Source organism: Ruegeria sp. CG8, assembly GCF_056537165.1.
Map to the genome: position 1 here is coordinate 41,285 of NZ_JBQFRA010000005.1, position 25,081 is coordinate 66,365.

Annotated in this window: 24 protein-coding genes; 11 read left to right on the top strand and 13 right to left on the bottom strand. The window is 60.8% G+C overall.

What is annotated here, in order from left to right; translation table 11 throughout:
• Positions 1–15: 15 nt before the first annotated feature.
• Positions 16–1,590: a lysine--tRNA ligase gene (locus ACR0EF_RS15070; RefSeq protein ID WP_170373041.1), complete on the bottom strand. Its 1,575-nt coding sequence runs from the start codon at positions 1,588–1,590 to the stop codon at positions 16–18.
• Positions 1,591–1,855: 265 nt separating this feature from the next.
• Here ACR0EF_RS15070 and ACR0EF_RS15075 point away from each other — a divergent pair, with 265 nt between their 5' ends.
• On the top strand, positions 1,856–2,278 hold the full coding sequence (locus ACR0EF_RS15075; RefSeq protein WP_093963405.1) for a tellurite resistance TerB family protein: 423 nt from the start codon (positions 1,856–1,858) through the stop codon (positions 2,276–2,278).
• Between the two features lie 6 nt (positions 2,279–2,284).
• Here ACR0EF_RS15075 and dacB read toward each other — a convergent pair whose 3' ends face one another.
• From dacB to ACR0EF_RS15090, 3 genes are all read right to left on the bottom strand, one after another.
• Entirely contained in the window at positions 2,285–3,763 is a 1,479-nt protein-coding gene (dacB, locus tag ACR0EF_RS15080) for a D-alanyl-D-alanine carboxypeptidase/D-alanyl-D-alanine endopeptidase (protein WP_170373042.1), read from the bottom strand.
• A gap of 84 nt (positions 3,764–3,847) precedes the next feature.
• Positions 3,848–4,450, bottom strand: coding sequence for a nicotinate-nucleotide adenylyltransferase (locus ACR0EF_RS15085; protein ID WP_437342732.1), 603 nt, complete (start codon positions 4,448–4,450; stop codon positions 3,848–3,850).
• Between the two features lie 32 nt (positions 4,451–4,482).
• Complete coding sequence (locus ACR0EF_RS15090; protein WP_170373043.1) at positions 4,483–4,953, bottom strand: MOSC domain-containing protein; 471 nt, start codon at positions 4,951–4,953, stop codon at positions 4,483–4,485.
• Positions 4,954–5,089: 136 nt separating this feature from the next.
• On the opposite strand from ACR0EF_RS15090, the gene ettA reads away from it, so the two are divergent.
• From ettA to ACR0EF_RS15110, 4 genes are all read left to right on the top strand, one after another.
• Entirely contained in the window at positions 5,090–6,757 is a 1,668-nt protein-coding gene (ettA, locus tag ACR0EF_RS15095) for an energy-dependent translational throttle protein EttA (RefSeq protein ID WP_170373044.1), read from the top strand.
• 84 nt (positions 6,758–6,841) lie between these two features.
• A complete protein-coding gene (locus ACR0EF_RS15100) occupies positions 6,842–7,150 on the top strand; it encodes a hypothetical protein (RefSeq protein WP_170373045.1) in 309 nt (102 codons plus the stop codon).
• Between the two features lie 480 nt (positions 7,151–7,630).
• Positions 7,631–7,837, top strand: a complete 207-nt coding sequence (locus ACR0EF_RS15105) for a cold-shock protein (RefSeq protein WP_170360243.1) — start codon at positions 7,631–7,633, stop codon at positions 7,835–7,837.
• Between the two features lie 191 nt (positions 7,838–8,028).
• Positions 8,029–8,589: a L,D-transpeptidase gene (locus ACR0EF_RS15110; RefSeq protein WP_170373046.1), complete on the top strand. Its 561-nt coding sequence runs from the start codon at positions 8,029–8,031 to the stop codon at positions 8,587–8,589.
• Between the two features lie 8 nt (positions 8,590–8,597).
• Here ACR0EF_RS15110 and ACR0EF_RS15115 read toward each other — a convergent pair whose 3' ends face one another.
• Positions 8,598–9,212, bottom strand: a complete 615-nt coding sequence (locus ACR0EF_RS15115) for an SOS response-associated peptidase (RefSeq protein WP_170373047.1) — start codon at positions 9,210–9,212, stop codon at positions 8,598–8,600.
• A gap of 3 nt (positions 9,213–9,215) precedes the next feature.
• On the bottom strand, positions 9,216–9,857 hold the full coding sequence (locus ACR0EF_RS15120) for an arylesterase (RefSeq protein WP_254438876.1): 642 nt from the start codon (positions 9,855–9,857) through the stop codon (positions 9,216–9,218).
• A gap of 49 nt (positions 9,858–9,906) precedes the next feature.
• Between ACR0EF_RS15120 and ACR0EF_RS15125 the strand changes: the two genes are divergently transcribed.
• A complete protein-coding gene (locus ACR0EF_RS15125) occupies positions 9,907–10,602 on the top strand; it encodes an ABC transporter ATP-binding protein (protein ID WP_170372157.1) in 696 nt (231 codons plus the stop codon).
• Positions 10,599–13,124: an ABC transporter permease gene (locus tag ACR0EF_RS15130; RefSeq protein ID WP_170372159.1), complete on the top strand. Its 2,526-nt coding sequence runs from the start codon at positions 10,599–10,601 to the stop codon at positions 13,122–13,124. The genes ACR0EF_RS15125 and ACR0EF_RS15130 overlap by 4 nt, the downstream gene beginning before the upstream one ends.
• A gap of 2 nt (positions 13,125–13,126) precedes the next feature.
• Here ACR0EF_RS15130 and ACR0EF_RS15135 read toward each other — a convergent pair whose 3' ends face one another.
• Positions 13,127–13,573 (bottom strand): RrF2 family transcriptional regulator, encoded by a 447-nt coding sequence (locus ACR0EF_RS15135; protein WP_093963764.1) that lies wholly within the window; start codon positions 13,571–13,573, stop codon positions 13,127–13,129.
• 97 nt (positions 13,574–13,670) lie between these two features.
• On the opposite strand from ACR0EF_RS15135, the gene ACR0EF_RS15140 reads away from it, so the two are divergent.
• Positions 13,671–14,240 (top strand): gamma-glutamylcyclotransferase family protein, encoded by a 570-nt coding sequence (locus tag ACR0EF_RS15140; RefSeq protein WP_170372161.1) that lies wholly within the window; start codon positions 13,671–13,673, stop codon positions 14,238–14,240.
• 71 nt (positions 14,241–14,311) lie between these two features.
• On the opposite strand, the gene gltX is transcribed toward ACR0EF_RS15140, so the two are convergent.
• Both gltX and ACR0EF_RS15150 read right to left on the bottom strand, forming a co-directional pair.
• Positions 14,312–15,637 carry a glutamate--tRNA ligase gene (gene gltX / locus ACR0EF_RS15145; RefSeq protein ID WP_170372163.1) on the bottom strand — a complete coding sequence of 442 codons (1,326 nt, stop codon included), beginning with the start codon at positions 15,635–15,637 and terminating at the stop codon, positions 14,312–14,314.
• 74 nt (positions 15,638–15,711) lie between these two features.
• Positions 15,712–16,146, bottom strand: a complete 435-nt coding sequence (locus ACR0EF_RS15150; protein ID WP_170373049.1) for a DUF1801 domain-containing protein — start codon at positions 16,144–16,146, stop codon at positions 15,712–15,714.
• Positions 16,147–16,261: 115 nt separating this feature from the next.
• Between ACR0EF_RS15150 and ACR0EF_RS15155 the strand changes: the two genes are divergently transcribed.
• Positions 16,262–17,194 carry an MBL fold metallo-hydrolase gene (locus ACR0EF_RS15155; protein WP_170372165.1) on the top strand — a complete coding sequence of 311 codons (933 nt, stop codon included), beginning with the start codon at positions 16,262–16,264 and terminating at the stop codon, positions 17,192–17,194.
• Here the strand turns inward: ACR0EF_RS15155 and ACR0EF_RS15160 are convergent, their stop codons facing one another.
• The 3 genes from ACR0EF_RS15160 to ACR0EF_RS15170 form a co-directional block, all read right to left on the bottom strand.
• Positions 17,195–18,526 carry an NAD(P)/FAD-dependent oxidoreductase gene (locus ACR0EF_RS15160; protein WP_170373050.1) on the bottom strand — a complete coding sequence of 444 codons (1,332 nt, stop codon included), beginning with the start codon at positions 18,524–18,526 and terminating at the stop codon, positions 17,195–17,197.
• A gap of 144 nt (positions 18,527–18,670) precedes the next feature.
• The gene (locus ACR0EF_RS15165) at positions 18,671–18,946 is read right to left on the bottom strand and encodes a hypothetical protein (RefSeq protein WP_170343276.1); all 276 of its coding nucleotides are present in this window, start codon (positions 18,944–18,946) and stop codon (positions 18,671–18,673) included.
• A 299-nt stretch (positions 18,947–19,245) separates the two neighbouring features.
• Positions 19,246–20,904 carry an NAD+ synthase gene (locus tag ACR0EF_RS15170; protein ID WP_170372171.1) on the bottom strand — a complete coding sequence of 553 codons (1,659 nt, stop codon included), beginning with the start codon at positions 20,902–20,904 and terminating at the stop codon, positions 19,246–19,248.
• Positions 20,905–21,060: 156 nt separating this feature from the next.
• Between ACR0EF_RS15170 and ACR0EF_RS15175 the strand changes: the two genes are divergently transcribed.
• A complete protein-coding gene (locus ACR0EF_RS15175; protein ID WP_170373051.1) occupies positions 21,061–22,533 on the top strand; it encodes an MORN repeat-containing protein in 1,473 nt (490 codons plus the stop codon).
• Between the two features lie 4 nt (positions 22,534–22,537).
• Here the strand turns inward: ACR0EF_RS15175 and ACR0EF_RS15180 are convergent, their stop codons facing one another.
• A complete protein-coding gene (locus tag ACR0EF_RS15180; protein ID WP_170372175.1) occupies positions 22,538–23,203 on the bottom strand; it encodes an SDR family NAD(P)-dependent oxidoreductase in 666 nt (221 codons plus the stop codon).
• Positions 23,204–23,490: 287 nt separating this feature from the next.
• Between ACR0EF_RS15180 and ACR0EF_RS15185 the strand changes: the two genes are divergently transcribed.
• Positions 23,491–25,062 (top strand): 2-isopropylmalate synthase, encoded by a 1,572-nt coding sequence (locus tag ACR0EF_RS15185; protein WP_170372178.1) that lies wholly within the window; start codon positions 23,491–23,493, stop codon positions 25,060–25,062.
• Positions 25,063–25,081 lie beyond the last annotated feature (19 nt).

A 25,081-nucleotide genomic window follows, 5' to 3' on the forward strand; every position in this document is an offset into this window, starting at 1 on the left:
CAGTATGTGGTCAAATCAGGCCAGGTCTCCGGCCAGGGCCTTGTCGATCAGTGCAATCGTTTCGGGGACGCCATAAAGGGCGATGAACCCGCCGAACCGAGGACCTTGGCTGGCGCCCAACAACACCTCGTAAAGGGCTGTGAACCAGCCGCGCATCGGGTCAAAGCGCTCGCGGCCGATGGAATAGACCACAGATTGCAGAGCTTCGTCCTCGACCGGACCGTCATAGGCTTCAAGCGCGAACTTCAGGGCTTCAAGCGCCTCGCGCTCTTGCTCCGTCGGCGCCCGATGCTTGCGGGTCGGTTTCACGAAGTCGTTGAAGTAGCGCACGGCAAAACCGGCGGCTTTGTCGAGGTCCGGGTGGCTTTCGGCCGTGGCTTCCGGCGCATAGCGGCGGATGAAGCCCCATAGCGTCTCTTTGTCCTCGGCACCTGAAACCGACGCGAGGTTCAACAGCATTGCAAAGGGAACGATCAACGTCGATTCCGGCACGTCACCGCCGTGAATGTGCCAGACCGGGTTGTTCAACTGAGCCTTCAGGTCCTGCCCGGGGTAGGCACGCAACTGCTGATGGTATTCATCATACGCCTTGGGGATGACGTCAAAATGCATCCGCTTTGCCGTCTTCGGCTTTTGATACATGAAATAGGCCAGACTCTCGGTCGGCGCATAGGTCAGCCACTCGTCGATTGAAACACCGTTTCCGGACGACTTCGAGATTTTCTGCCCGTTTTCATCGAGAAACAGCTCATACGAGAAATGCTCGGGCGCACGGCCGCCCAGCGCCCGGCAGATCGCGTCATAGATCTTTTCGTTGGTCGCATGTTCCTTGCCATACATCTCGAAGTCGACGCCCAACGCCGCCCAGCGCGCTCCGAAATCCGGCTTCCACTGCAACTTCACATTGCCGCCGGTCACGGGCAGCGTCCACTCCTTGCCATCTTCATCATCGAAGGTGACGGTGTAGGTCTCGGCGCACACCTTTTTCATCGGCACATAAAGGACCCGGCCCGTTTCCGGATGGATCGGCAGGAAGATCGAATAGGTCTGCTGCCGCTCCTCGCGCAGGCTTTTCAGCATGATGGCCATGATGTCGTCATAACGTTCGACTGCACGCTTCAGGATTTCGTCGAACTGACCCGAACGATAAAAGTCGCGCGCCGAATAGAACTCGTATTCGAACCCGAACGTATCCAGAAAACGACGCAGCATGGCGTTGTTGTGTTCACCAAAGCTGGGATACTCGCCGAACGGGTCAGGGACCGAAGTCAGCGGCTGCTGCAGATAGGCTTCAAGGGCCTCTGGGTTCGGCACGTTGCTGGGAACCTTGCGCATCCCGTCCAGATCATCCGAAAAGCAGATCAGCTTGGTGGGAATGTCCGACAGTGCTTCGAAGGCGCGCTTGACCATCGTGGTCCGCGCCACCTCACCGAAAGTGCCGATATGCGGCAGGCCCGACGGGCCATATCCCGTTTCGAACAGAACGAAGCCCTTCTCCGGAGGAGACTTCTGATAGCGTTTGAGCAACCGGCGCGCCTCTTCGAAAGGCCAGGCCTTTGACGTCATGGCGGTTTCACGCAGTTCAGACATTTCGTTCGTTCTCCATCGGGAAATCAGCGACGGTCGCTCAATGCGACCGACCGGCATCTCCTATTGTGCAGATGCAGCGTGAGTCAATGACCGCAGGCGAGAAACGCCGCCCCTGCTACGATTTCAGATGGTTGCTCGTGACCAGGAACACGGCAAAATCTGATCAGGACACAAGCAGACATCGGTATGTATTGGAAAACAAGATATTGAACCCTTCGCCACTCCTCAATAACGTGCGGCACGATACCAATCGCAGGACGTTCCCATGACCCAACCCGTTTCCCATCCGATGTCGCCGCAGGATTGCCTTGTGGCGATCATGGTGGCCGTCTCAGCCTCGGACGAGAACATCCGCACCGTCGAACTGGTCAAGATCGAGACAGCCGTGAATATGCTGCCTGTGTTTGCCGACTACGATATTGACCGTATGCGCCGGGTTTCGCAGATCGTATTCGACCTGTTTGAACAGGAGGACGGCCTGGACGCACTGTTTGGTCTGATCCGGGACAACCTGCCTGAGCGGTTGAACGAAACGGCCTATGCTCTGGCCTGCGATGTCGCCGCCGCCGACGGCTCGCTGGCCGAAACCGAACTGCGGCTGCTGGAAGAGATCCGGTATGAGTTGGAGATCGATCGGCTGCACGCCGCAGCGATCGAGCGCGGCGCACGGGCGCGTCACACCGTCTGATCGGATTCAGCTGCCATAAAGCGCACCCCAGCGCTCGATGAGGGCCTGCTGCAGTTTGCGAGACCTGCGATTCCAGCTGCGCGCGCCTTCAGGGCGTTCGCGGCTTTCACGCGCGATGGTCGCCCGATGCGGAAGATCGGCAGTGAATATCGCAAAGGCCAACTCGGATCCTTCGGCGGTGGTCAGATACCCGCCCAAGCCAGATACAAAGTTCAGGGTTCCGGTCTTGGCGTCGACCTTGATCGGGTGCCCTTGGATCCGCTGGCCTTTGGCGTCGGTCAGGGTAAACGGCTTCAACAGATGTCGCAGCGTTTCATGTTGCTGAGCGGCCACCAGAACTTTGACCAGGCCAGACGGCACCATTCGCGAAGCATCGCCCAACCCCGAATGATCCACCATAGCAATACCGGACGCGCCATAGGTCTGAGCCGACCAGCGATTCATCTCATCCGCGGACTCTGCCAGTGTTTGCGGCCGCCTACCCCGCGCGACGGTCGCAGCCAGCCCCACCATCTCGGCCGTGAGGTTGGTCGAATATTTCAGCATCCCTTTCACTATGCTGGTAAGTTCATCGCTCTGATGCGTGACCACAACGGTGCCGCTGGGGGCCTCGCGTGTGACTTGAACCCGCCCCAGGACGATGCCGTTCACCCGGGCCAGAGTGCGGAACACATCCCCGGCATACAAACCCGGTTTGCGCACGGGCAACCACCTGGCGCCACCATTACCCAGCGCGTCCTTGGCAACTGTCCAGCGGTCCTGCCGCGCGCTGGGTTGATAGCTGTAGACCGGAAGGTTGCGATTTTCGATCCGCATCGCGGCCATGTCCACCGACGGCGTATAACTGGCACTGCGTGCGTCCATGGTCACGTCATAGCTGGACCCTTGGCGTTTCCACTCGAAATGCACACGGTTGAAGTTCAGGGAAATTCCACTGATCGCAGGGCTATAGCCCACATGATCAGGCTGACCGGGGTCTATGCTGAATACATAGGGCAATGCGCCGCTGTACACTTTGAACGCCCCCCGAACCTCGGTCAGTCCGGCCTTGCGCAGGTTGGCGGCCATCGTGGCCAGAGCATCGGTATCCAATACCGGATCGGCGCCTCCGACCAGTATCAGATCACCCTTGAGGATCCCGTTTTCAATCGGACCATCTGCGATCAGCTTTGTTTCGAACCGATGGTCCGGCCCCAGAACGTCCAGCGCGTAAAGCGCGGTCAGGGCTTTGGCGACGCTGGCCGGCGGCAAGCCGCGGGCCCCGCCGAATTCCTCCAGTTGCGCGCCGGTTTTTACGTCGGCCACAGCGAAGACCACTTCGCCGTTCAATCGCGCCGCCTGAATGATGCGTTCGGCACCGCTCAACTCGGCGCCACGGGCAACAGGCCGCAATGAGACAGTTGGCGCCCCGGCAAGACCCGCGGTGGGGATCAGAAGCGAACCGGCGCCGGCCAGAAAGAAACGTCTCGAAATACGATCAGTCATGGGTCAAATAAAATCCCAGAGATCACAGGCAAACAACCATGCACCTGAATTATGTGCCCATCGGGGCTGTTCAGGCAACACCTGTCAGGTCCAGCCGCCTTTGGAGCGTATCTGAGTCGAGCTGACATCGACCATCGGCACGTTCACGAAACACCAGGCCGGCGCATCGGCCCGACCCAAAAGATGCCGCGCCGTTCCGTCAATCCGGTATTTGCCATAGACACGCGCCGCCGGTGACATGCGGGCCGAAATCCGATCTCCGGGGCGCGCCACCACGCCCACAGGAACGGTGTCCATGATCAACCGCCAGTCCTTCCATTTGTGAAACTGGGCCAGGTTGTCAGCCCCCATCAGCCAAACGAACCGAACCTGCGGATAGAGCCGCCGCAAGGCAGCAAGTGTGTCAGCCGTGGCGCGGGTGCCGGTCAGATCCTCAATGTCAGTCACCTCAACCTTGGGATGCTGCATGATGGACCGTGCGGCCTCGACACGCTGATCGATCGGAGCCGGGCCGCGAGACTTCAGCGGATTCCCCGGCGACACCAACCACCAGACCCGATCCAACCCAAAAGCCTTCATCGCCTCCAGTGTAACGTGCACATGCCCCTGATGCGGTGGATCGAACGATCCCCCGAACAGTCCCACGACCTGACCGGGCCGCGCATATGGTACCGCGCTTCGCAACATCCCCTGCTGTAGTCCAGAACTCGCCGGCCTTGTCAATCAACAGGTTGCACAGCATCGCCCAAACCGACCGCCCCCGATCGCACCACTTCGGCACACCAGCCGCCATGCCCACGCACGGCAGAGTACCCCCCGTTGCCCAACGCCTCTTCCATCCTGCTGCAAGGCGCGCAGATAACCGTGATCCGCAAAATGGCTGTGCCGACCTGAACCTCGCGCCCTTTGAGAGCGCCCAGATTGATGCCGGACACCAACAGATTGCGCCGCAGCACGTCCGGTGTAACCGGACCTTGTCCCAAAAAGCTGCCGATCGCGGCAAGATGCTCGTGCTGAATCAGGGTCACCGCACGCTTCCCCGGGCGACTGCGATCGCCCTCAACTCCGTCTTCCCGGATCACCGCCTGACCCAGCGCGATCATGTCCAACCGTCGCCCCGGTCTGACGCCGATCCATTCGATCCGTCCGGCCTTGGCCCAACCCGATACCAATTGCGCAAGTTCCGGCATTCCCAGCATCCTTCCCAGTCCGGTCCGGCCGGCGCATAAGGCCAGCCAGAAATTCGCCAAAGCACCAGCTTGCCCCGCCCGTCCCGCTTGGCTATCAAGCGGGTCAACCTGAATTCCCCGACCCAGAGGACGCGACATGGCCGCCTATCAATATGTCTACCACATGCAGGGTGTCTCAAAGACCTATCCCGGTGGCAAGAAGTGCTTTGAAAACATTCACCTGAGCTTTCTGCCCGGCGTAAAGATCGGTGTCGTCGGCGTGAACGGCGCCGGTAAGTCGACCCTGATGAAGATCATGGCCGGCCTCGACACCGATTTCACCGGCGAGGCGTGGGCCGCCGAGGGCGCCAAGGTCGGCTATCTGCCACAGGAACCTCAGTTGGTCGAATCCCTGACCGTCCGCGAAAACGTCATGCTGGGCGTGGCCGAGAAAAAGGCCAAGGTCGACCGCTTCAACGAAATCGCGATGGAGATCGCCGAGAACTACTCGGACGAACTGATGGAAGAGATGACCGCCCTGCAGGACGCGATCGACGCGGAAAACCTGTGGGACCTCGACAGCCAGATCGACGTGTCGATGGAGGCGCTGCGCTGCCCGCCGGACGATGCCAACATCGCCAACCTCTCGGGCGGTGAGAAACGCCGCGTGGCGCTGTGCAAGCTGCTGCTGGAAGCGCCCGACATGCTGCTCTTGGACGAACCGACCAACCACCTGGACGCCGAGACCATCGCCTGGCTGCAACAGCACCTGATCGACTACAAGGGCACCATCCTGATCGTCACGCACGACCGCTACTTCCTGGATGACATCACCGGCTGGATCCTCGAGCTGGACCGGGGACGTGGCATCCCGTACGAGGGCAACTATTCCTCGTGGCTGGAGCAGAAAGCCAAGCGGCTTGAGCAGGAAGCCCGCGAGGACAAATCCAAGCAGAAGACCCTGCAACGCGAACTGGAATGGATGCGTCAGGGTCAAAAGGCCCGTCAGGCCAAATCCAAGGCCCGTATCAACGCCTACAACGAGTTGGCGGAACAGTCCGAGCGCGAGAAGCTGACCCGCGCCCAGATCGTCATCCCCAACGGCCCACGCCTGGGCAGCAAGGTGATCGACGTCAACGGGCTGGCCAAGCATATGGGCGACAAGCAACTGATCGAGAACCTGTCCTTCAGCCTGCCGCCGGGCGGCATCGTCGGTGTGATCGGCCCCAACGGCGCCGGTAAATCGACCCTGTTCAAAATGCTCACCGGCCAGGAAAAGCCCGATGCCGGCACCATTGAATACGGCGACACGGTACAACTGTCCTATGTCGATCAGTCGCGCGACGACCTCAACGACAACGACACCGTGTGGGAGGCGATCACCGGCGGCGCCGAGATCATCCAACTGGGTGACGCGCAGGTCAATTCCCGCGCCTATTGCTCGTCCTTCAACTTCAAGGGCGGCGACCAGCAGAAAAAGGTCTCGCTGCTGTCAGGGGGTGAGCGCAACCGCGTCCACATGGCCCGCCTGCTGAAAGAGGGCGGCAACGTCCTGCTGCTGGACGAACCGACCAACGACCTGGACGTCGAAACCCTGCGCGCACTGGAAGACGCGCTGGTCGATTTCGCCGGCTGCGCCGTGGTCATCTCGCACGACCGTTTCTTCCTCGACCGGATTTGTACGCACATCCTGGCCTTCGAAGGTGATGCGCATGTCGAATGGTTCGAGGGCAACTTCGAAGACTACGAAGAAGACAAGAAGCGCCGCCTGGGACCGGACGCGCTGGAGCCCAAGCGGTTGAAGCATAAGAAGTTTGCGCGATAACACTCCTGACACATCTCCGGATGGATAGTGTGGGCAGAAATAAGCCCATACTATCAACGGGATGATGGACAGTTGGAGAACGGTATGGCGGAAGCGCCACTGTTGCTTGGTTTCTTTATGATCGCAAGCATTTCGGTGTGGGTGTCTCCGCTGATCTTGGCGTCTGTGTTTCCATTCTTCAACTTCAAGAAAGAGTATACCGAGTATCTGTTGAGGGTAAGCGGCGCACCGCCCGCCCGTCTTCGTCTGCTTCTGACGGTTTACAGGGCTAACAGCTATTTCTTTAAGATTGATTGGGGGTACGAGTCACCTGCACCGGGTGCACTCAAAACCACTCCAAATCGCAACCTTTTTCGCATGCTCCTCCTGGCATTTGCGACCTTGATTTTTTAACGTGTTCCTTTGGGTCGCTGCATTCGCGATTTTCGACATCATCTCGGCACTCATTTAGAAAACGACATCCCGGCATCCGGGTGATTGCTTGTGCCTATCGAGGCTTTCGGGCGTCCGAATGCCATTGAATGGAGTCGACTATCAGACAGGTGACCGATCCTCTTTCTTAGTTGTGCCGCTGCTGGCCTCGCGCCCGTTCGGCCCGCGTAGGGCGCGATAATCTGACAACAAAAAAGCCCGAGGCAGGTTCGAATTCAGTTCGGCGGATTTACGTTCACAACGCCCGTTGACCCCTGAAAGCGCAGCACATTCTGCCCAACCAGCCCTTGCCACATGGCGTTCTCAGTGCCATATGCAAAGAGCTTACGTTTTTCTACTTCGACCTACTGTCTCCGTTTTCGGCGTTCAGTCTATCGATCCAGACAACGACGCCGGGCTGCCGCAATTCCGTGGGCAGCACTAAAAACAGGAGATACGGATATGCCTGCAGGCACCGTAAAATGGTTCAACACCACCAAAGGCTACGGCTTCATCGCACCCGAAGAGGGCGGCAAAGACGTGTTTGTGCACATTTCGTCCGTCGAGCGTTCGGGCCTGACCGGCCTGGCCGACAACCAGAAAGTCACTTACGAACTGCGTTCGGGTCGTGACGGTCGCGAAAGCGCCGACAACATCGAACTGGCCTAAACCAGGTCTCTGGGGGCGACGGATGACCGTTGCCCCCGTTTTTTTTGCGCGGTTTCTGATCGCGCTTTCCAGCCCCGGTGGGGCAGGAAAACAACATCACTTTCCGGTGAAACCCGCGCGGGAATTGACCGGGTCGGCTATTCTGAACAGACTGCTACCCTGTTTTCTTTGTTGATTAGCCGAGTATTGCCATGTTCTCACGCCGCAATTTTCTGATCTCCGCTGCTGCTCTCAGCGCCGTGCCTGGCGCGGCCCACGCGAAAAAGAAGCCGGTCGAATACGACCCGACCCCGCAAATCGTTCGGATCAAGAAGCAGTTTTTGCCCGGGCAATTGTTGGTCGCGCCACGTTCGTTCTACCTGTATTTCGTGACCGAGCCCCGCAAAGCCATCCGTTATGGCTGTGGCGTCGGCAAGGCCGGGCTGGAATTTACCGGAACTGCGACGATCGACGTGAAAAAGGAATGGCCCACCTGGCGCCCGACCGAAGAGATGATCGAGCGGGACCCCGTTGCCTATGCCAAATTCAAGGACAATGACTATGTCCAGCCCGGTGGAGGAGACAACCCGCTGGGCGCCCGTGCCTTGTATCTGTTTCAGAACGGCGTCGACACGTATTTCCGCATCCATGGAACGACCCAGCCGCAGACCATCGGACGAGCCGTGTCGAACGGGTGCATCAGAATGCTGAATGAGCACGTGATCGACCTGTACAACCGCGTCCCGATCGGAACGGTCGTCACCGTCGTCTAAGGCAGCGGTCAAGGCCCCGACCAATCCACCCCTTCGGCTTTTTCAATCTTCAGTCTTCCGTTTGGCCACGGGACACAAAGGCTTGCCGCTTGCCTGTCCGATCCGTTCAGCCAGGTCCGGACGTCTTCGGGCCGCAACAGGACACCCATGCGGTGGTGGATCGGCCGCAGATCATCGTTCGGCTCGCAGGTCACAGCAGCGAACTGATCGACATGCTGACCACCGGGCGCGATCCATCTGTCCGTAATCGCGGCAAACAACAAGGGGATTCCGTCGGCGGATTCAATCCGCCACGCGGTTTTGCGGCGCTTTTCGCCGGTCCACTCGTACCAGCCATCAACCGGAACAACCGCGCGACCGACACCTAGAAAAGCAGATTTGTCAAAAACCGTTTCCGACCGCGCATTGATGATCGTTTCCATGACCGGTCGCCCCCGGGCATTGACGCGCCCTACGGGAATCATGCCCCACCGCATGGGCCCGGCGCCTTCAGCGGTCAGAACGATAACTTCCTGACCGGGCTGTATGTTCTGGCGCGGCTGTTCATCCGGCCAAACAGTTTCTCGACCCAGGAATTCGGAAATCTGGGAAAACGGCCGCGTCAGAAAGAACCGCCCGGGCACGGTTTACGGCCGCTGTTCTGCGGCGGCGATCAGATCAAGGACAGCAGGTCCAAGATCATCCACGATCAGCGCAACGCCGCGCGCATTGGGGTGGATCCCGTCTGGTTGCATGTAGGTCTGCACGGCTTCAGGGTCGCCACCCGCCTGCAACCCGGAAAAAAAGCTGGGGGAATAAAGTGTGCCGAACTGGGTGGCCAAATCCGGATACATCGCATCAAACGCCTGTTTGTAGTCCGCGCCATAATTGCCCGGAGCCTGCATGCCGATCAGCAGAACCGGAACCTTGGCCGTTTGCGCCTCGGTCAGAATTTTTTCCAGATTCGACTTCGAGACCGCCGGGTCGATCCCACGAAGAACGTCGTTTCCGCCCAGCGCCACGATCATCCCGTCCACCTCTGGTGTCAGGGTCCAGCCCACACGCGCCGCACCACCGGCCGTTGTGTCCCCGGAAACACCGGCGTTGATTATCTTCACCTCGACGCCTTGCGCATCCAGCCACCGGTTCAGTTGAGGGACGAACCCATCCTCCTCAACAAGGCCGTAGCCTTGAGTCAGCGAGTCTCCGAGAGCGGCCAGGACCACCGGCTCGGCTGTGGCAGCAATGCCGCAGAGCGACAACAGCCCCGCCGCCAGAGCCTTGCGCAAATTCCTGACCGCTCCATATCCCAAATGACTGCCCCTTTCGGAAAGACTTATGACTGAACCCGTTCTGACACTCCAAAATGCCGCTTTGTCGCTGGATGGCAATGCCGGACCCGTTGAAATCTTGCGGGACATCAATCTGACCGTCAAAGAGGGAGAGACGCTGGGCCTCGTCGGCCCATCCGGTTCGGGCAAATCCTCGCTGTTGATGCTGATGGGTGGGCTGGAGCAGACGACCGCGGGTCGCATCACCGCACTGGGGCAGGACCTGACCTTGATGAGTGAGGACGCGCTTGCCCGCTTTCGTCGTGATGCGATGGGCGTCGTTTTCCAGAATTTCCATCTGATCCCAACGATGACGGCGCTTGAAAACGTGGCCACCCCGCTGGAACTGGCCGGTCACCGCGATGCCTTCGATCGGGCCGAGGCCGAATTGGCGGCGGTGGGGCTTTCGCATCGGCGTGATCACTACCCGGCGCAACTGTCGGGCGGCGAACAACAGCGGGTCGCGCTGGCCCGCGCTTCGGCCCCGCGGCCTCGGATCCTGTTGGCGGACGAACCGACCGGCAATCTGGATGAGGCGAATGGCGCGGCCATCGTTGATTTGCTGTTCGGCCTGCGTGACCGGCACGGGGCAACGCTGGTTCTGGTCACACACAGCCACTCGCTGGCCCGCAGTTGCGACCGGGTCGTCCGATTGCGCGACGGCCGCATCACCGAAGAGGCCAGCCAAGAGGCAGCGGAATGAGCTTGCGCCTGGCGACGCGCCTGGCCCGACGTGAACTCAGGGGCGGCTTACGCGGCTTTCGGGTTTTTCTGGCCTGTCTGACCCTGGGGGTTGCCGCCATTGCTGCGGTTGGATCGGTGCGGCAAGCAATCATGACTGGCCTTGCGCAAGAGGGCGCAGCCTTGCTGGGCGGCGATGCCCAGATCGAGCTGACCTACCGCTTCGCAAACGAAGCAGAAACCGCATGGATGGAGCAGAACGCCGATCGCGTGTCCGAAGTCGTCGATTTCCGCTCGATGGCCGTGACCCGCAGCGACGCACCGCAACGCGGACTTACTCAGGTCAAGGCCATCGATGACGCCTATCCTCTGATCGGCACCGTCCAACTGGACCCCGAAATCTCGCTGTCCGAGGCGTTGGACGGAAATGCCACTCTTCCCGGGGCAGTGATGGACCCGGTTCTGATCGAGCGTCTGGGGCTGGACATCGGCGACAGTCTTGCACTGGGCACGCAGGACTTTGTGCTGGCCGCCGCCTTGATATCCGAGCCCGACGCGGCCGGAGATGGATTCACCTTGGGCCCGCGCACATTGGTTCGCACAGCCGATCTGAAAGACTCGGGCCTATTGCAGCCCGGCACGCTGTTTTCGACCAAATACCGTATGGACCTGCCGGTCGAGGCCGACCTCGCAGAACTCTCGCAACAGGCCGAGAGCGTTCTGCAAGGCTCAGGGCTGCGCTGGACCGATGCGCGCAACGGCGCACCCGGAATTGCCGAATTCGTCTCGCGCCTCGGCGCGTTCCTGGTGTTGGTGGGTCTCTCGGGTCTGGCAGTGGGCGGCATCGGCGTGTCCGCGGCCGTACGCGCCTATCTCGCCCGAAAGACCGAAACCATCGCCACACTGCGCACCTTGGGCGCAGACCGCGCCACGATCTTTCAGACCTATCTGATCCAGATCGGCGTCCTTTCGGCCGTCGGGATCGCTGCTGGTGTAGCCCTTGGCGGGCTGGCCCCGATTCTCCTGGCACCCCTGATTGAAAGCCGGCTTCCCGTACCGGCCGTTTTCTCTGTATATCCGCAACCGCTGTTCGAGGCGGCATTGTATGGCCTGCTGACCGCCTTGCTTTTCACCCTGTGGCCCCTTGCCCGGGCGGAGGACGTCCGGGCAGCGACCCTGTTCCGCGATGCGCTGAGCAGTGCCCGCAGGTTGCCCCGCGCCGCTTACCTGTTGGCGACGGGCCTTGCCCTGGCGACACTGATCGCCACCGCCGCTTGGTTCAGCGGATCCCCCTGGCTGACCCTCTGGACCGGAGGTGGATTTGTCGGCGCATTGGTGCTGTTGGCGCTGTCGGCCCAAGGCATCCGCTATGTGGCAAAAAGGGCCGCCACACGCGCCCGTGGCCGCCCGACGTTGCGTTGGGCACTTGCCGCAATTTCCGACCCCCGTGAAGGTGCCGCATCGGTGGTCCTGTCTCTGGGATTGGGCCTGTCGGTTCTGGCTGCGGTCGGACAGATCGACGGCACTCTGCGCAATGCGATATCCGGGAACCTGCCAGACGTGGCGCCGTCTTACTTTTTCGTGGACATCCAAAAAGACCAGATGCCCGGCTTCAGCAGCCGGCTTGAAAATGACCCCGGTGTCACACGCGTAGAAAGCGCACCAATGCTGCGCGGAATCATCTCGCAGATCAACGGCCAGCCCGCACATCAGGTTGCGGGCGATCATTGGGTTCTGGAGGGCGATCGCGGCGTGACCTATTCGGACAATGCGCCACAAAACGCCCGCATCACCGCCGGGGAATGGTGGCCAGAGGACTATTCAGGCCCGCCTCAGATCAGCTTTGCTGCGGAAGAGGCCGAGGAAATGGGTCTCAAGCTTGGTGACGAACTGACGGTGAACATTCTCGGGCGTGATATCACCGCGACCATAACATCGCTGCGCGAGGTGGATTTCTCGAACGCGGGCATGGGATTCATCATGTCGATGAACCCGTCCGCACTGGCCGGCGCGCCTCATAGTTTCATTGCAACGGTCTACGCCGAGGAAGAGGCCGAGGCAGCCATCCTTCAAGACCTTGCAACCCAGTTCCCCAACATCACCGCGATCCGGGTTCGGGACGCGATCGACCGTGTCTCGGGGCTGCTTGCCGGCTTGGCCTCGGCCACTTCCTACGGCGCCGGTGTCTCTTTGCTGACCGGTTTTCTGGTCCTGATCGGCGCGGCGGCCGCGGGAGAGCCCGCACGTCGCTACGAGGCCGCAATCCTCAAGACGATCGGCGCAGATCGCCAACGGATACTTCTCAGCTTTGGCTTGCGCTCGGCGCTGCTGGGTGCGGCTGCGGGCTGCGTGGCGCTGCTGGCCGGCATCCTTGGCGGCTGGGCTGTGGCGACATTCATTTTCGATACCAGCTTTGCGGTGATATGGCCTTCGGCATTGGGTATCGTCGCTGCCGGGCTGGCCGTCACGCTGCTGGCGGGGCTGTTCTTCGCCCTCCGCCCCCTATCCGTCAGCCCGGCCCGCGTCTTGCGGGCCAGCGATTGAATTCAACGCGCGCAGGTAACGGGTTGCAGAATTTTCAGCAGCGGATCGTTGTCGCAAACCAAAGCGTCCAGCGATATTTCATCCAGCGACGCAAAGAAGACCTCGGCCGCGTCCTGCAGCGCCAGACGCAGGCGGCAGGCATCGGTCAACGGACAGGTGTTGTCGGCATCCGCAAAACACTCGGCGATCGGCAAACTGCCCTCGACATGGCGGAAGACGGATCCGATCCGGATCTGGTCCGCCGGCCGCCCAAGAGTCATGCCGCCGTTGCGACCGCGCTGCGTACTCAGATACCCCAACTGACCCAGCTGGTTGATGACTTGCGCCAGATGGTTTTCCGAGATGTTGCAGACATCCGCAATCTCGGATTTCGTCACGAGCCGATCCGGATGTGCAGCGCAATACATCAACAGCCGCACGGCGATATTTGTTCGTTTGGTGATCCGCATCAGATCCTCCCCCCGAATTTCAAGATGCAGCCTTATTGCACAGACCGCAAAAAAACGGTTTGACATACATCAATCGTCAAGAAGGACAGCACGCGACATGGCAGAGCCCTATTTCTTTGGCTACGGCAGCCTCGTAAACCTTGCCACGCATGACTTTCCCGACCCGCGCCCGGCGCGACTCAAGGGCTGGCGCCGGGCGTGGCGGCATACCGATCTGCGCCCGGTCGCCTTCTTGACCGCGGTGCCGGATCCCGCCTGCGAGATCGACGGCATGATCGCACATGTCCCCAAAAACGACTGGGCGGCACTGGATGAACGGGAGTGGGCCTATGATCGGATCCCCGCCACCCACGCCATAACTCATTCTCTGAAGACAGAGGTCGAGATTGCGGTCTATGCGGTTCCGGAACAGCACCGCAAGGACCCGACGCACAGCCACCCCGTTTTGCTCAGCTATGTGGACGTTGTGGTGCAGGGGTATTTGCGCGCATTCGGCTTGCCGGGTGTCGAGCGTTACTTCGCCACGACCGACGGGTGGGACGCGCCGATCCTGAATGACCGGAACGCGCCGCGTTATCCGCGCCACCAACAGCTTCACCCCGACGAAACAGCCTTGGTCGATGAGCACCTGTCCCGGGTCTCGGCCCGGATCGTTCAGACCGCGTGAAAAAGGCGGGCGCCTGCAGCACCCGCCTCTGGTTCTTGTTCAGATCGAAGGCGACACCGCTCCGCGGTGTCTTATTTTCGCGCCCGCACGACCTGCAGCAACGGCAGAAAGGTCGCCATCTCGGGGCCACGCTCCATCCCGGTCAGCGCCTTGCGCAACGGCATGAACAGGCCCTTGCCCTTGCGGCCGGTCGCCTCTTTCACTGCCGCGGTCCACTTGCCCCAGGTCTCGCCGTCAAACGGCCCCTCAGGCAGCAGTTCCATCGCCTGCGCAACGAATTCGCGGTCTTCGTCGTCGATCAGCGGCTCGGCCCCGTCGCGGCACAGCTCCCACCAGCCCTTCAGGTCGTTCAGCGTGGTGATGTTCTCGCGCGCCATCATCCAGAACGGCTCGGCCAGTTCATCGGGTACACCTGCCGCGGCCACCGCGTCGGCAACCTTCTCGAGCGGCAGCGTCTGCAGATACCGGGCCGTCAGCGGGAACAGGTCCTGCACGTCGAACTTGGTCGGCGCCGACCCGAACCGGGTCACGTCGAAACCTTCGATCAATTCGGCCATGTCGCTGCGCAGTTCCACCGGGTCGGACGAGCCCAACCGCGCCATCAGGCTCAACAGCGCCATAGGCTGCACACCCTGCTCGCGCAGATCGCGCAGCGCCAGCGTGCCAAGACGCTTGGACAGCGCCTCACCCTGCGGGCCGGTCAGCAACGAGTGATGGGCAAAACGCGGAACGGTTCCGCCCAGCGCCTTGATGATCTGAATCTGGGTCGCTGTGTTGGTGACGTGGTCGGCGCCGCGCACCACGTCGGTCACGCCCATCTCGGTGTCGTCCACGACCGAGGCCAGCGTGTACAGCACCTGCCCGTCGCCACGGATCAGCACCGGATCCGACACCGAGGCCGCGTCGATCGACACGTCACCCAGAATGCCGTCCGTCCACTCGATGCGCTCATGATCCAGCTTGAACCGCCATACACCGTTGCCACGTTCGGCTCGCAGCGCCTCTTTCTCGGCCTCCGACAGGTTCAGGGCGGCCCGATCATAAACCGGCGGCTTGCCCATGTTCAGCTGCTTCTTGCGCTTGAGGTCCAGCTCGGTCGGGGTCTCAAAGGCTTCGTAGAACCTGCCGATCTCGCGCAGCTTGCCGGCGGCTTCCGCATAGCGGTCCAGCCGGTCCGACTGCCGCTCCACCCGGTCCCAGTGCAGACCCAGCCACTCGAGATCCTGCTTGATCGCATCAACATATTCTTCCTTCGACCGTTCGGGGTCGGTGTCGTCGATACGCAGAATGAACGTGCCGCCGGCCTTGCGAGCGATCAGATAGTTCATCAGCGCGGTGCGCAGGTTGCCCACATGAATATAACCGGTGGGCGAAGGGGCGAAACGGGTGGTTGTCATGGATGTCTCCTGTTGGCGCGGCTCATGTCACATGAGCGCATTTTTGTCCAGAAGGCGGTGCGAATGCTTGCCGTTTACTCGGACTTGATCGGCCAACGTGATGACAGGTCATCCAACCCTGCGCGGATCAATTCGGCCAACACGTCCTCGTCAATGTCCGACAGCTTGTTCACGTACAGACATGACTTGCCGGTCTTGTGCTTGCCCAAGCGCGCCAGAATACTGCCGAAATCGGAGTAGCCCGGCATGATATAGATCGAAAACGCGGCCTTGCGTGGGGAAAGTCCGGTGGCAAGAAACGTGCCTTCCCGCCCGGACTTGTAGCGGTAGTCATACCGCCCGTATCCAACGATGGATGGCCCCCACATGACTGGCCGAAACCCGGTGACGGTTTCAAACAGGGTGTTCAGCCTCTGCGCCTCCGTAGCGCGCGCGGCCGGCAGGATCGCCGCCAAGAATTCCTGGACGCTTTGATCCGTCGGAACGGTTTTGTTTCCTGAGCGGGACATGAACAAGATTTAACATGCGATCGGCCAGCGCGCAGCCCATATGGTAGAGTGGAAAGTGGCAATTATCCGAAAGCGTTCTAATTCGTCGCACGTAATCTTACAGGGAGACTTTGAAATGACCATGAAACTGACCCGCCGGGCCGCTTTGGGCACGGCCGTTGCGCTACCTTTTGCATCTATCGCGACACAGTCACTGGCTGCCGGGGCCGAAACCAAGGCCAACTCGACCGTCGCCCGCAGCTTTCAACTGGGCGATTTCACGGTCACGACCCTGTTGGATGGCAGCTTGCCACGAGACGGCGCCCAAGAGATTTTCGGCGGTGGCGCGTCAGACGAGGAGTTTGCCAAGGTATCGGCCGACAATTTCATCTCGCCCGACGTTGCCCAGTTCTTCTTCACGCCAACGCTCGTCAATACCGGATCCGAACTGATCCTGTTTGACACGGGATTGGGCCAAGGCGGTATCCAGAAGGCTCTGGCCGATGCGGGCGTTGGCCCTGAGGCGATCAACGTTGTCGTCCTGACCCACATGCACCCCGACCACATTGGCGGCATGACGACCAACGATGCCGCGACCTTTCCGAACGCACGCTATGTGACCGCCGCGGCCGAGTATGATTTCTGGTCAGCACAGGAGGCCGGCAACCGCGTCGGCGATCTTGTGGCAGCCAAGGTCACTCCGATGGCCGAAAAGATGTCGTTCATCGAAGACGGTGGCGAGGTCGCATCCGGCGTGACCGCCATGGCGGCCTTCGGGCATACGCCCGGCCATATGGTCTATCATCTCGAAAGCAACGGTCAGCGGCTGATCCTGACCGCCGATCTTGCCAATCACTATGTCTGGTCCTTCGCGCATCCGGAATGGGAAGTCCGGTTTGACATGGACAAGGCAGCGGCCACCGCATCGCGTCGGAACGTGTTGGGTATGCTGGCCGCGGACAAGGTCCCGATGATCGGGTACCACATGCCTTTCCCGGCCGCCGGCTATGTCGAGCCGCGTGGCGAAGGCTTCCGCTTTGTACCTGTCAGCTATCAGATGATGGGCTGATCAATACCCCGGGTCCGGCCGTACTTTCGTTCCGTCCGAAAACCGCGACAGTCGAAAGGCGGCCGGGTCCACACAGGGCGCTGTGTTCGTCACCAGATCGGCCACCAGGCGGCCGGCCCCGGGCCCTATGCCAAATCCATGTCCCGAAAATCCGGTTGCGATCACCAGTCCCGGGATTTCCTGCACGTTTGAGATGACCGGGATTGCATCCGGGGTCACATCGATCATCCCTGCCCAGCTCTGCACGATTTCGGCACCAACCAGTGCCGGAAGCGCCTGACGGGCCTTGGCCCATGACTTGCGGAGCGCCCTTTGCGGCGGCTCGGGCTCCAGTATCCGACAGAGTTCGAACGGGGTTACGTCGGTGGGCGCCCATGACCGGCGCTGACGCGCCTCAATGGTCCAGCGGTGCGACAGGCGGAATCTGAGCGATTTCCATTCCTGCGCAAATGCCGGCAGGAATTTCGCGGCCAACCGAAAACTGTCAGGCACGATATCCACCGTGTTTTCATGGCCCGAGGCGATCGTGTACCCGCCGTCGGCGCGTTTGCGAATGGCAAAATCATCCGACCACAGAGCTGTTTCCGGACCCGGTTCCACAGGCGAGGTCCGAAGAACCGTGTTCAGCACCTTCAGCTGTGGCAGGGCAATTCCTTCGTTACCGGCAAACAACCGAGACCAAGCCCCCCCGGCCAGAACCACTTGATCGCAAGCGACCCGCCCCCGTTCCGTGTAAACCCCGGCAACACGACCAGCTTTCAGGTCGAGACAGCGTACCGCGCAATTTGTCATGATGACCGCGCCTTGGTCACGCGCCGCCTCGGCCAACGCCGGAGCAACCCATTGTGGCTCAGCCCGTCCGTCCTGCGGCGTGAAAAGCGCGGCCTTCAACTTGGTCTGGAGGCCGGGCATGTTCTGTTCCAACTCGGAACCGGAAACCATGCGCGCTCCGATCTGGTAGCCCTCGAGGTTTCGCAACCAGCGCTCCATATCAGCTGCGGACCGGTCGGTCCGCGCACCGAACAGAATGCCGGATTGCACATAGCCGGTTTTGCGTCCGATCCGCTCATCAAGCGATTGCCAGATCCTGAGCGACTCGGTCATCAACGGTATTTCGCGCGGGTCGCGCAGCCCCAGGCGAACCCAGCCCCAGTTCCTGGAACTTTGTTCAGCGCCGATCTGGCCCTTTTCACACAAGAGGACGGAATTGCCACGTTCCGCCAGTTCCAGCGCAGTTGAGACACCGATAATCCCTCCGCCGACGATCACGACGTCAACGGATTTGGGCAGGCAAAGATCGGATTCAACAGGGTTGGGCTTGGGGCCGGGCATCAACGGATCTTGTTAGTCAGACACGAGCTTCATCGAGCCTTGGCAAACGTCATCCGGCAATCCTGAATAACGGAAAAAGCATCACTTTGTTCGGCTGTGTGGCGTCGATGCAAACGCCACAATGCAATAAGACCGGCACCCGGTTCAGGCCGCGCCCGAGAACTCGGCCCATTTCTGACGCAACAAAGCTGCGACACCCGAGTTTTGGGTCTCTGTCTCGGTCTCTTCGGGTTGAAGCTCGGGCAATTCCGGGTGTTTGGCTGAAAACTCCTCGGACGGCTCCTCGCTCTCTGCATCAGCCTCGGCCAACACACCGGCGATTGCCGCTTCCAGACGCGCCTCATCCAATTCGCGCGCCGGCGTCTCCATTGTCTTGTACCTCAACGGCGCATGCAGCGGTTTGTCATATCCATCAACCATCGGACCACCTAAACCTTATAACCGGCACCCCACCACGGATGCGTCACCAGAAAACTTGGTCTTCAACTGCGGTTCGGCCGACAAATCAATGCCCGGCCCCCGCGCGCCGATCTTTCAAAATATGTGGCAAGATCGGTCCTAAACTATGGCAAAAAAATGTCCAAAAAACAAGGATTCGGCCAAGCGCCGTCAGCAATTCCGCCCCACCTGCAGAACAGTCAGAGTGGAGTCCCGTCATTGCTACCAATTTGTAAACAAACACCCGGACCCGGGCACGGGGCGCTCAGCCGCAGTTTCCGTCAGCTCGGATCGCGCCAGCGATTCACGATCGGATAGCGCCGGTCCAACCAGAAGGCTCGAGGTGTCAGGCGCGTGCCCGGCGCGGACTGAAAGCGCTTGTATTCGCTGATATAGATCAGATGCTCGACACGTCGGGCATCAGCCTCGTTGTACCCGGCTGCCACACAATCCGCGATCGAGCCGTCCTGATCAACAAGGATGTCGAGAATACCGTCCAGGACCGGGTAATCGGGAAGGCTGTCGCTGTCTTTCTGATCCTCGCGCAGCTCGGCACTGGGTGGTTTGTCGATGACCGAGGGGCGAATGACCTCGCCGGCGGGTCCTTTCATCCAGTCGCGGTGATTGGCATTGCGCCAGCGGCAGGTTTCGAACACCCGGGTCTTGTACAGATCCTTGATCGGGTTGTAGCCGCCATTCATGTCGCCATAGATCGTGGCATACCCGACCGCCACTTCGGATTTGTTGCCGGTGGTCAGCAGCATCTCGCCAAACTTGTTGGACATCGCCATCAACAGCAGACCGCGCAGACGGGACTGGATGTTCTCCTCGGTAATGTCGGCCTGAAGACCATCAAACAGCGGCGCCAGGGTCTCGGTGACGGCGGCGCGGGACTGGCTGATCGGAACATAGTCGTATCGCACACCCAGCGCCTTGGCGACGGCTTCGGCATCCTCCAGCGACTCGGCGCTGGTGTATTCCGACGGCAGCATCACGCAACGCACATTTTCGGCCCCGAGAGCGTCAACCGCGATGGCCGCAACAAGCGCGGAATCGACCCCTCCGGACAGTCCCAGCAGTGCTTTGGAAAATCCGGTCTTGCCCATATAGTCGCGCAACGCCTGCACCATGGCGCGATAGTCCTGCTCCCACGCGTCAGGCTGCTCGGCGATTTCGGCGGGGACGATGGCCCATCCTTCATCACCGCGCCGCAGATCGATCTGCATCACCGCCTCGTCGAAGACTGGCATTCGAAAGGCCAGTTCGCCGCCGGGATTCAGGCCAAATGTCCCGCCATCGAAAACCTGATCATCCTGCCCGCCCACCATGTTGAGGTAGATCACCGGTAGCCCGGTTTCGACCACACGGGCCACCATCTGGTTCAGGCGCACATCGTGCTTGTCGCGGAAATAGGGTGATCCGTTGGGGATCAGAAGAAACTCGGCGCCCGTCTCCTGCAACGTCTCGGCAACATCCTCGTGCCAACCATCCTCGCAGATCGGACTGCCGATGCGTGTGTTGCCCACCGCATAGGGGCCACCCAACGGCCCGGCGTCGAACAACCGAACCTCGTCGAACACAGTTTCGTTGGGCAAATGGTGTTTCAACACCTTGCTGACGATCCGCCCCCGGCTGAGGATCAGATAGGCGTTGTAGAGATTGCCACCTTCGACCCAAGGCCCACCAATGGCCATCGCCGGTCCATCCGCGCAGGATTCCGCCAACTGCTGCACGGCCGCCATGGCAGCCATGTGAAACGACGGCTTCAGAACCAGGTCCTGAGTGTTGTAACCGGTGACGAACATCTCTGGCAGAGCCACCAGATCGGCCCCCGCAGCGCGGCCCTGCTCCCATGCGGAACGGGCTTTTGCGGCGTTGCCTGCAATGTCGCCCACCGTCGGGTTCAGCTGCGCCAGCGTGATGCGGAAATGGTCGGCCATCTTTGCCCTCTTGCCCTCGTCACCTGAAAAGGCATTTAGCAGATCAGGCCGCAAGTGAAAGGCCAATGCGGCAAAACCCGTTGCCCGACCTTCATCAGTGTCATAGTTTTGCACGAACCAATGCACCACGGGACAATCGGGCAGGCAGGGACTACCATGAACGCTTTTCGTACAACGATTGCCGTTGCCGCAATGGGCATCGCCGCACAGAGCGCGTCCGCGCAGCAGAGCCAGATCATCACCGCAGATGACGATGTGGGCGGGGTCTACGAAGGCACCTTTGAAAACGGGCTGCGTCACGGAACCGGCACCTATCGCCTACCCGACGGCTTTGAATACACCGGTGAGTGGGTCGAAGGAGAAATTCAGGGCAAAGGCGTGGCACGTTACGCCAATGGATCGGTCTACGAGGGCGATTTCGTCAAAGGTCGCCCGCACGGCAAAGGCAAGATCACCTTTGCCGATGGCGGCACCTACGAGGGCGACTGGACCGACGGCGCGATAAACGGAACCGGCATCGCGAAATACGCAAACGGAATGCGTTACGAAGGCGGCTTCATGAATGCCCAGCATGACGGCAAAGGCGTCATGACAGACCCCGGCGGCTATGCCTATGATGGCGACTGGGTGGACGGCGTTCGCCAGGGCAAGGCCAAGATCACCTATGCGGACGGCGCGGTATACGAAGGCGACATCGTTGCCGGCCAGCGTCAGGGCAACGGATCGCTGACTTTGCCCGACGGCATGATCTATTCCGGCGAATGGACCGAGGACCGGATCACCGGAACCGGCGTACTGAAACAGGCCAACGGTGACGTTTACGAAGGCGCATTGGTGGACGGGCGCCGGCAGGGCAACGGAAAGGCGACCTACGCGAACGGCGATACCTACGAAGGCGATTTCGTCGACGACCGGCGACACGGCAAGGGAACGTTCACTGGCACCGACGGCTATGTCTACACCGGCGACTGGAAAAACGGTCAGATCGAAGGGTTGGGCGAACTGACCTATCCCGACGGCTCGGTCTATGTCGGTGACTTCAAGGCGGACCTCGCCGATGGCAAAGGCCGGATCACCTATCCCGACGGGTCGTCCTATGACGGCGACTGGGTTGCGGGGGTGATCGAAGGTCAGGGCACCGCGACCTACACGAACGGCACGATCTACAAAGGACAGTTCAAGAATGCCCGAACGCACGGCACCGGCGTTCTGACCCGTGCCGACGGGTCTCGCTACGATGGCGAATGGGTAGACGGCGTGCGTCAAGGCAAGGGCACCGCCACCTACGCGGATGGCACGGTCTACACAGGTGATTTCCAGAACGGTCAGCGCCATGGCGAGGGCGAGGTCGTGATGGCGAATGGCTTCAAGTATTCCGGCCAGTGGACCGACGGCAAAATCACCGGCTCAGGTGTCGCGACATATGCAAATGGCGATGTCTATGAAGGCAACTTCGTGAACGGCAAACGCCAGGGCTCTGGAACAATGCGCTATGCAAATGGCGAAGAGGAAAGCGGCACGTGGGAAAACGGCGCTCTGTCGGAAGCAGGCGCGGCACAACCATCGGGCAACGAGCCGCAGGCGCCGGAGGCCGAACAGGACCCGGAAGTCACCCCATCGGACGGATAGCCCGCTACCAGGGAACCGGTTGTCCGGCCCAGTCGAAGAACTGGCCGGTCTGATCAGCCGTCAGACCATCCACAACCCGCAGAAGGTTTTGGGCGGCGTCACTCGGCTCGACCGCGGGATGGCGGCCCAGGTATTTCTGCGTGAACGGGGTCTTGACCGTTCCGGGGTGCAGGGCGACGCAGATCGCATCCTTGTGGGTTCGGGCCAGTTCAATTGCGGCCGTGTGCACGATCTGGTTCACCGCCGCCTTGGCCGCGCGATAGCTGACCCAGCCGCCCAGACGGTTGTCCCCGATCGAGCCCACGCGCGCCGACAGCACCGCAAACACCGCCCGGCCATTGCGCGGCAACAGGCGATGCGCGTGTTTCAGAACCAGCGCCGGCCCCACTGCGTTCAGGGCGAACTGATCCATCATGGCGTTGGCCGAAACCGCCCGAATGGTCTTTTCCGGTTCCGCCCCGTCGATCTCGAGCGCGCCGGACGCGACCAGAACAAGGTCGAACGGCCCCTTGATCCGGCCCAGCATCTCGTCGGCCAGTTCCGGCTGCATCAGATCCAGCCCGTTTTCCGACCGCGACAGACCAACCACATGGACCGACCGCGACAGAAGCTCGTTGCAGACGGCCCGGCCTATCCCGCCGCTTGCACCTATGACCAAAGCATTTCTCATCGCCCTCCAGCTAGCGGAGTTGCCCACGCAATCAATCCCCGTTTCCGATCCCTTCGCGAAATCAGACGGCCGCGCATTTTCCTTCTTTTCATTCCCGGTTCGGGGTGTATAACCTCGGACCCATGATCAACCGCGCAGATATCCCTTTTGCTTTCGCCGCTTCCGCCGGCGCTGCTCTGCGTGGCCTACTGATCCTAATCCGCCTCTGAGCGTGCCATCCGGCGCGCCCGCTCAGAGGAGGACGCCTGCGCGCCAATGGCTTTAGGACAGACAAGAAAGTGACTCCCATGACCAACGTGACCGACCAAGACCGCGTCTTGATCTTTGACACCACTTTGCGCGACGGCGAGCAAAGCCCCGGCGCCACCATGACCCATGACGAAAAGCTGGAAATCGCCGAGCTTCTGGATGACATGGGCGTCGACATCATCGAGGCCGGCTTTCCGATCGCCTCTGAGGGTGATTTCAAGGCCGTTTCGGAAATCGCGCAGCGGTCCAAGAACGCCCGCATCTGCGGCCTGGCGCGCGCCAATTTCGCCGATATCGACCGCTGCTGGGAGGCGGTGAAACACGCCGAAAAGAACCGGATCCACACCTTCATCGGCACCTCGCCGCTGCACCGCGCCATTCCGAACCTGACGCAGGACGAGATGGCCGAAAAGATCCACGAGACCGTCAGCCACGCCCGCAATCTGTGCGAAGACGTGCAATGGTCGCCGATGGATGCGACCCGGACCGAATGGGACTATCTGTGCCGCGTGATCGAGATTGCGATCAAGGCCGGCGCGACCACGATCAACATTCCCGACACGGTGGGCTATACTGCCCCGATTGAAAGCGCGGACCTGATCAAACGCCTGATCGAAACCGTTCCGGGCGCGGACGAAGTGGTTTTCGCCACCCATTGCCACAACGACCTTGGAATGGCGACTGCCAACTCTCTGGCCGCCGTTGCAGGCGGGGCCCGGCAGATCGAATGCACGATCAATGGGCTGGGCGAACGCGCGGGCAATACCGCGCTGGAAGAGGTCGTGATGGCCCTGCGCACCCGCAACGACATCATGCCATGGAAAACGGGCATCGACACGACCAAGATCATGCACATCTCGCGTCGGGTGGCGACGGTTTCAGGCTTTCCGGTGCAGTTCAACAAGGCGATCGTCGGCAAGAACGCCTTTGCGCATGAAAGCGGCATCCATCAGGATGGCATGCTGAAGAACCGCGAGAATTTCGAGATCATGCGCCCCGAGGATATCGGCCTTTCAGGCACCTCGCTTCCGTTGGGCAAGCATTCCGGCCGGGCCGCGCTGCGCGACAAGCTGGAGACACTCGGCTACGAGGTCGGGGACAACCAGCTCAAGGACATCTTCGTGCGGTTCAAGGATCTGGCCGACCGCAAGAAAGAGGTGTTCGACGACGACCTGATCGCGCTGATGAGTGCAGATGATGAGGCCAACGACCACCTGCAGCTGGTCTCGATGAAAGTCACCTGCGGCACCGGCGGTCAGGCCGAAGCGACGGTCGAACTGGAGGTGGACGGCAAGGATGTCATCGCCACCGAGCACGGCGACGGGCCGGTCGACGCCACCTTCAAGGCGATCCGGGCCATCTACCCGAACAAGGCGCATCTGCAGCTCTACCAGGTGCATGCCGTAACCGAAGGTACCGACGCACAGGCCACGGTTTCTGTCCGCCTCGAGGAAGACGGCATGATCGCCACGGGCCAATCCGCGAACACGGATACCGTGGTGGCGTCGGCCAAGGCCTATATCAGCGCGCTGAACCGTCTGATCATGCGCCGCGAAAAGGCAGGCCCCGGCGCGGATGCGCGCGAGATCAGCTACAAGGATCTGACCTGATCAGACATGGCAGGCAAGG

Excerpts from the sequence above, each read along its gene's own strand:
- ACR0EF_RS15140 (WP_170372161.1), top strand. The coding sequence starts at position 13,671 with ATGGCAGAGCCCTATTTCTTTGGCTACGGCAGCCTCGTAAACCTTGCC.
- ACR0EF_RS15160 (WP_170373050.1), bottom strand. The coding sequence starts at position 18,526 with ATGCCCGGCCCCAAGCCCAACCCTGTTGAATCCGATCTTTGCCTGCCC.
- ettA (WP_170373044.1), top strand. The coding sequence starts at position 5,090 with ATGGCCGCCTATCAATATGTCTACCACATGCAGGGTGTCTCAAAGACC.
- ACR0EF_RS15125 (WP_170372157.1), top strand. The coding sequence starts at position 9,907 with ATGACTGAACCCGTTCTGACACTCCAAAATGCCGCTTTGTCGCTGGAT.
- ACR0EF_RS15090 (WP_170373043.1), bottom strand. The coding sequence starts at position 4,953 with ATGCCGGAACTTGCGCAATTGGTATCGGGTTGGGCCAAGGCCGGACGG.
- ACR0EF_RS15185 (WP_170372178.1), top strand. The coding sequence starts at position 23,491 with ATGACCAACGTGACCGACCAAGACCGCGTCTTGATCTTTGACACCACT.
- ACR0EF_RS15085 (WP_437342732.1), bottom strand. The coding sequence starts at position 4,450 with ATGTTGCGAAGCGCGGTACCATATGCGCGGCCCGGTCAGGTCGTGGGA.
- ACR0EF_RS15110 (WP_170373046.1), top strand. The coding sequence starts at position 8,029 with ATGTTCTCACGCCGCAATTTTCTGATCTCCGCTGCTGCTCTCAGCGCC.
- ACR0EF_RS15075 (WP_093963405.1), top strand. The coding sequence starts at position 1,856 with ATGACCCAACCCGTTTCCCATCCGATGTCGCCGCAGGATTGCCTTGTG.
- ACR0EF_RS15175 (WP_170373051.1), top strand. The coding sequence starts at position 21,061 with ATGAACGCTTTTCGTACAACGATTGCCGTTGCCGCAATGGGCATCGCC.
- ACR0EF_RS15150 (WP_170373049.1), bottom strand. The coding sequence starts at position 16,146 with ATGTCCCGCTCAGGAAACAAAACCGTTCCGACGGATCAAAGCGTCCAG.
- ACR0EF_RS15170 (WP_170372171.1), bottom strand. The coding sequence starts at position 20,904 with ATGGCCGACCATTTCCGCATCACGCTGGCGCAGCTGAACCCGACGGTG.
- ACR0EF_RS15155 (WP_170372165.1), top strand. The coding sequence starts at position 16,262 with ATGACCATGAAACTGACCCGCCGGGCCGCTTTGGGCACGGCCGTTGCG.
- ACR0EF_RS15130 (WP_170372159.1), top strand. The coding sequence starts at position 10,599 with ATGAGCTTGCGCCTGGCGACGCGCCTGGCCCGACGTGAACTCAGGGGC.
- ACR0EF_RS15135 (WP_093963764.1), bottom strand. The coding sequence starts at position 13,573 with ATGCGGATCACCAAACGAACAAATATCGCCGTGCGGCTGTTGATGTAT.
- gltX (WP_170372163.1), bottom strand. The coding sequence starts at position 15,637 with ATGACAACCACCCGTTTCGCCCCTTCGCCCACCGGTTATATTCATGTG.
- dacB (WP_170373042.1), bottom strand. The coding sequence starts at position 3,763 with ATGACTGATCGTATTTCGAGACGTTTCTTTCTGGCCGGCGCCGGTTCG.
- ACR0EF_RS15105 (WP_170360243.1), top strand. The coding sequence starts at position 7,631 with ATGCCTGCAGGCACCGTAAAATGGTTCAACACCACCAAAGGCTACGGC.
- ACR0EF_RS15165 (WP_170343276.1), bottom strand. The coding sequence starts at position 18,946 with ATGGTTGATGGATATGACAAACCGCTGCATGCGCCGTTGAGGTACAAG.
- ACR0EF_RS15070 (WP_170373041.1), bottom strand. The coding sequence starts at position 1,590 with ATGTCTGAACTGCGTGAAACCGCCATGACGTCAAAGGCCTGGCCTTTC.
- ACR0EF_RS15100 (WP_170373045.1), top strand. The coding sequence starts at position 6,842 with ATGGCGGAAGCGCCACTGTTGCTTGGTTTCTTTATGATCGCAAGCATT.
- ACR0EF_RS15180 (WP_170372175.1), bottom strand. The coding sequence starts at position 23,203 with ATGAGAAATGCTTTGGTCATAGGTGCAAGCGGCGGGATAGGCCGGGCC.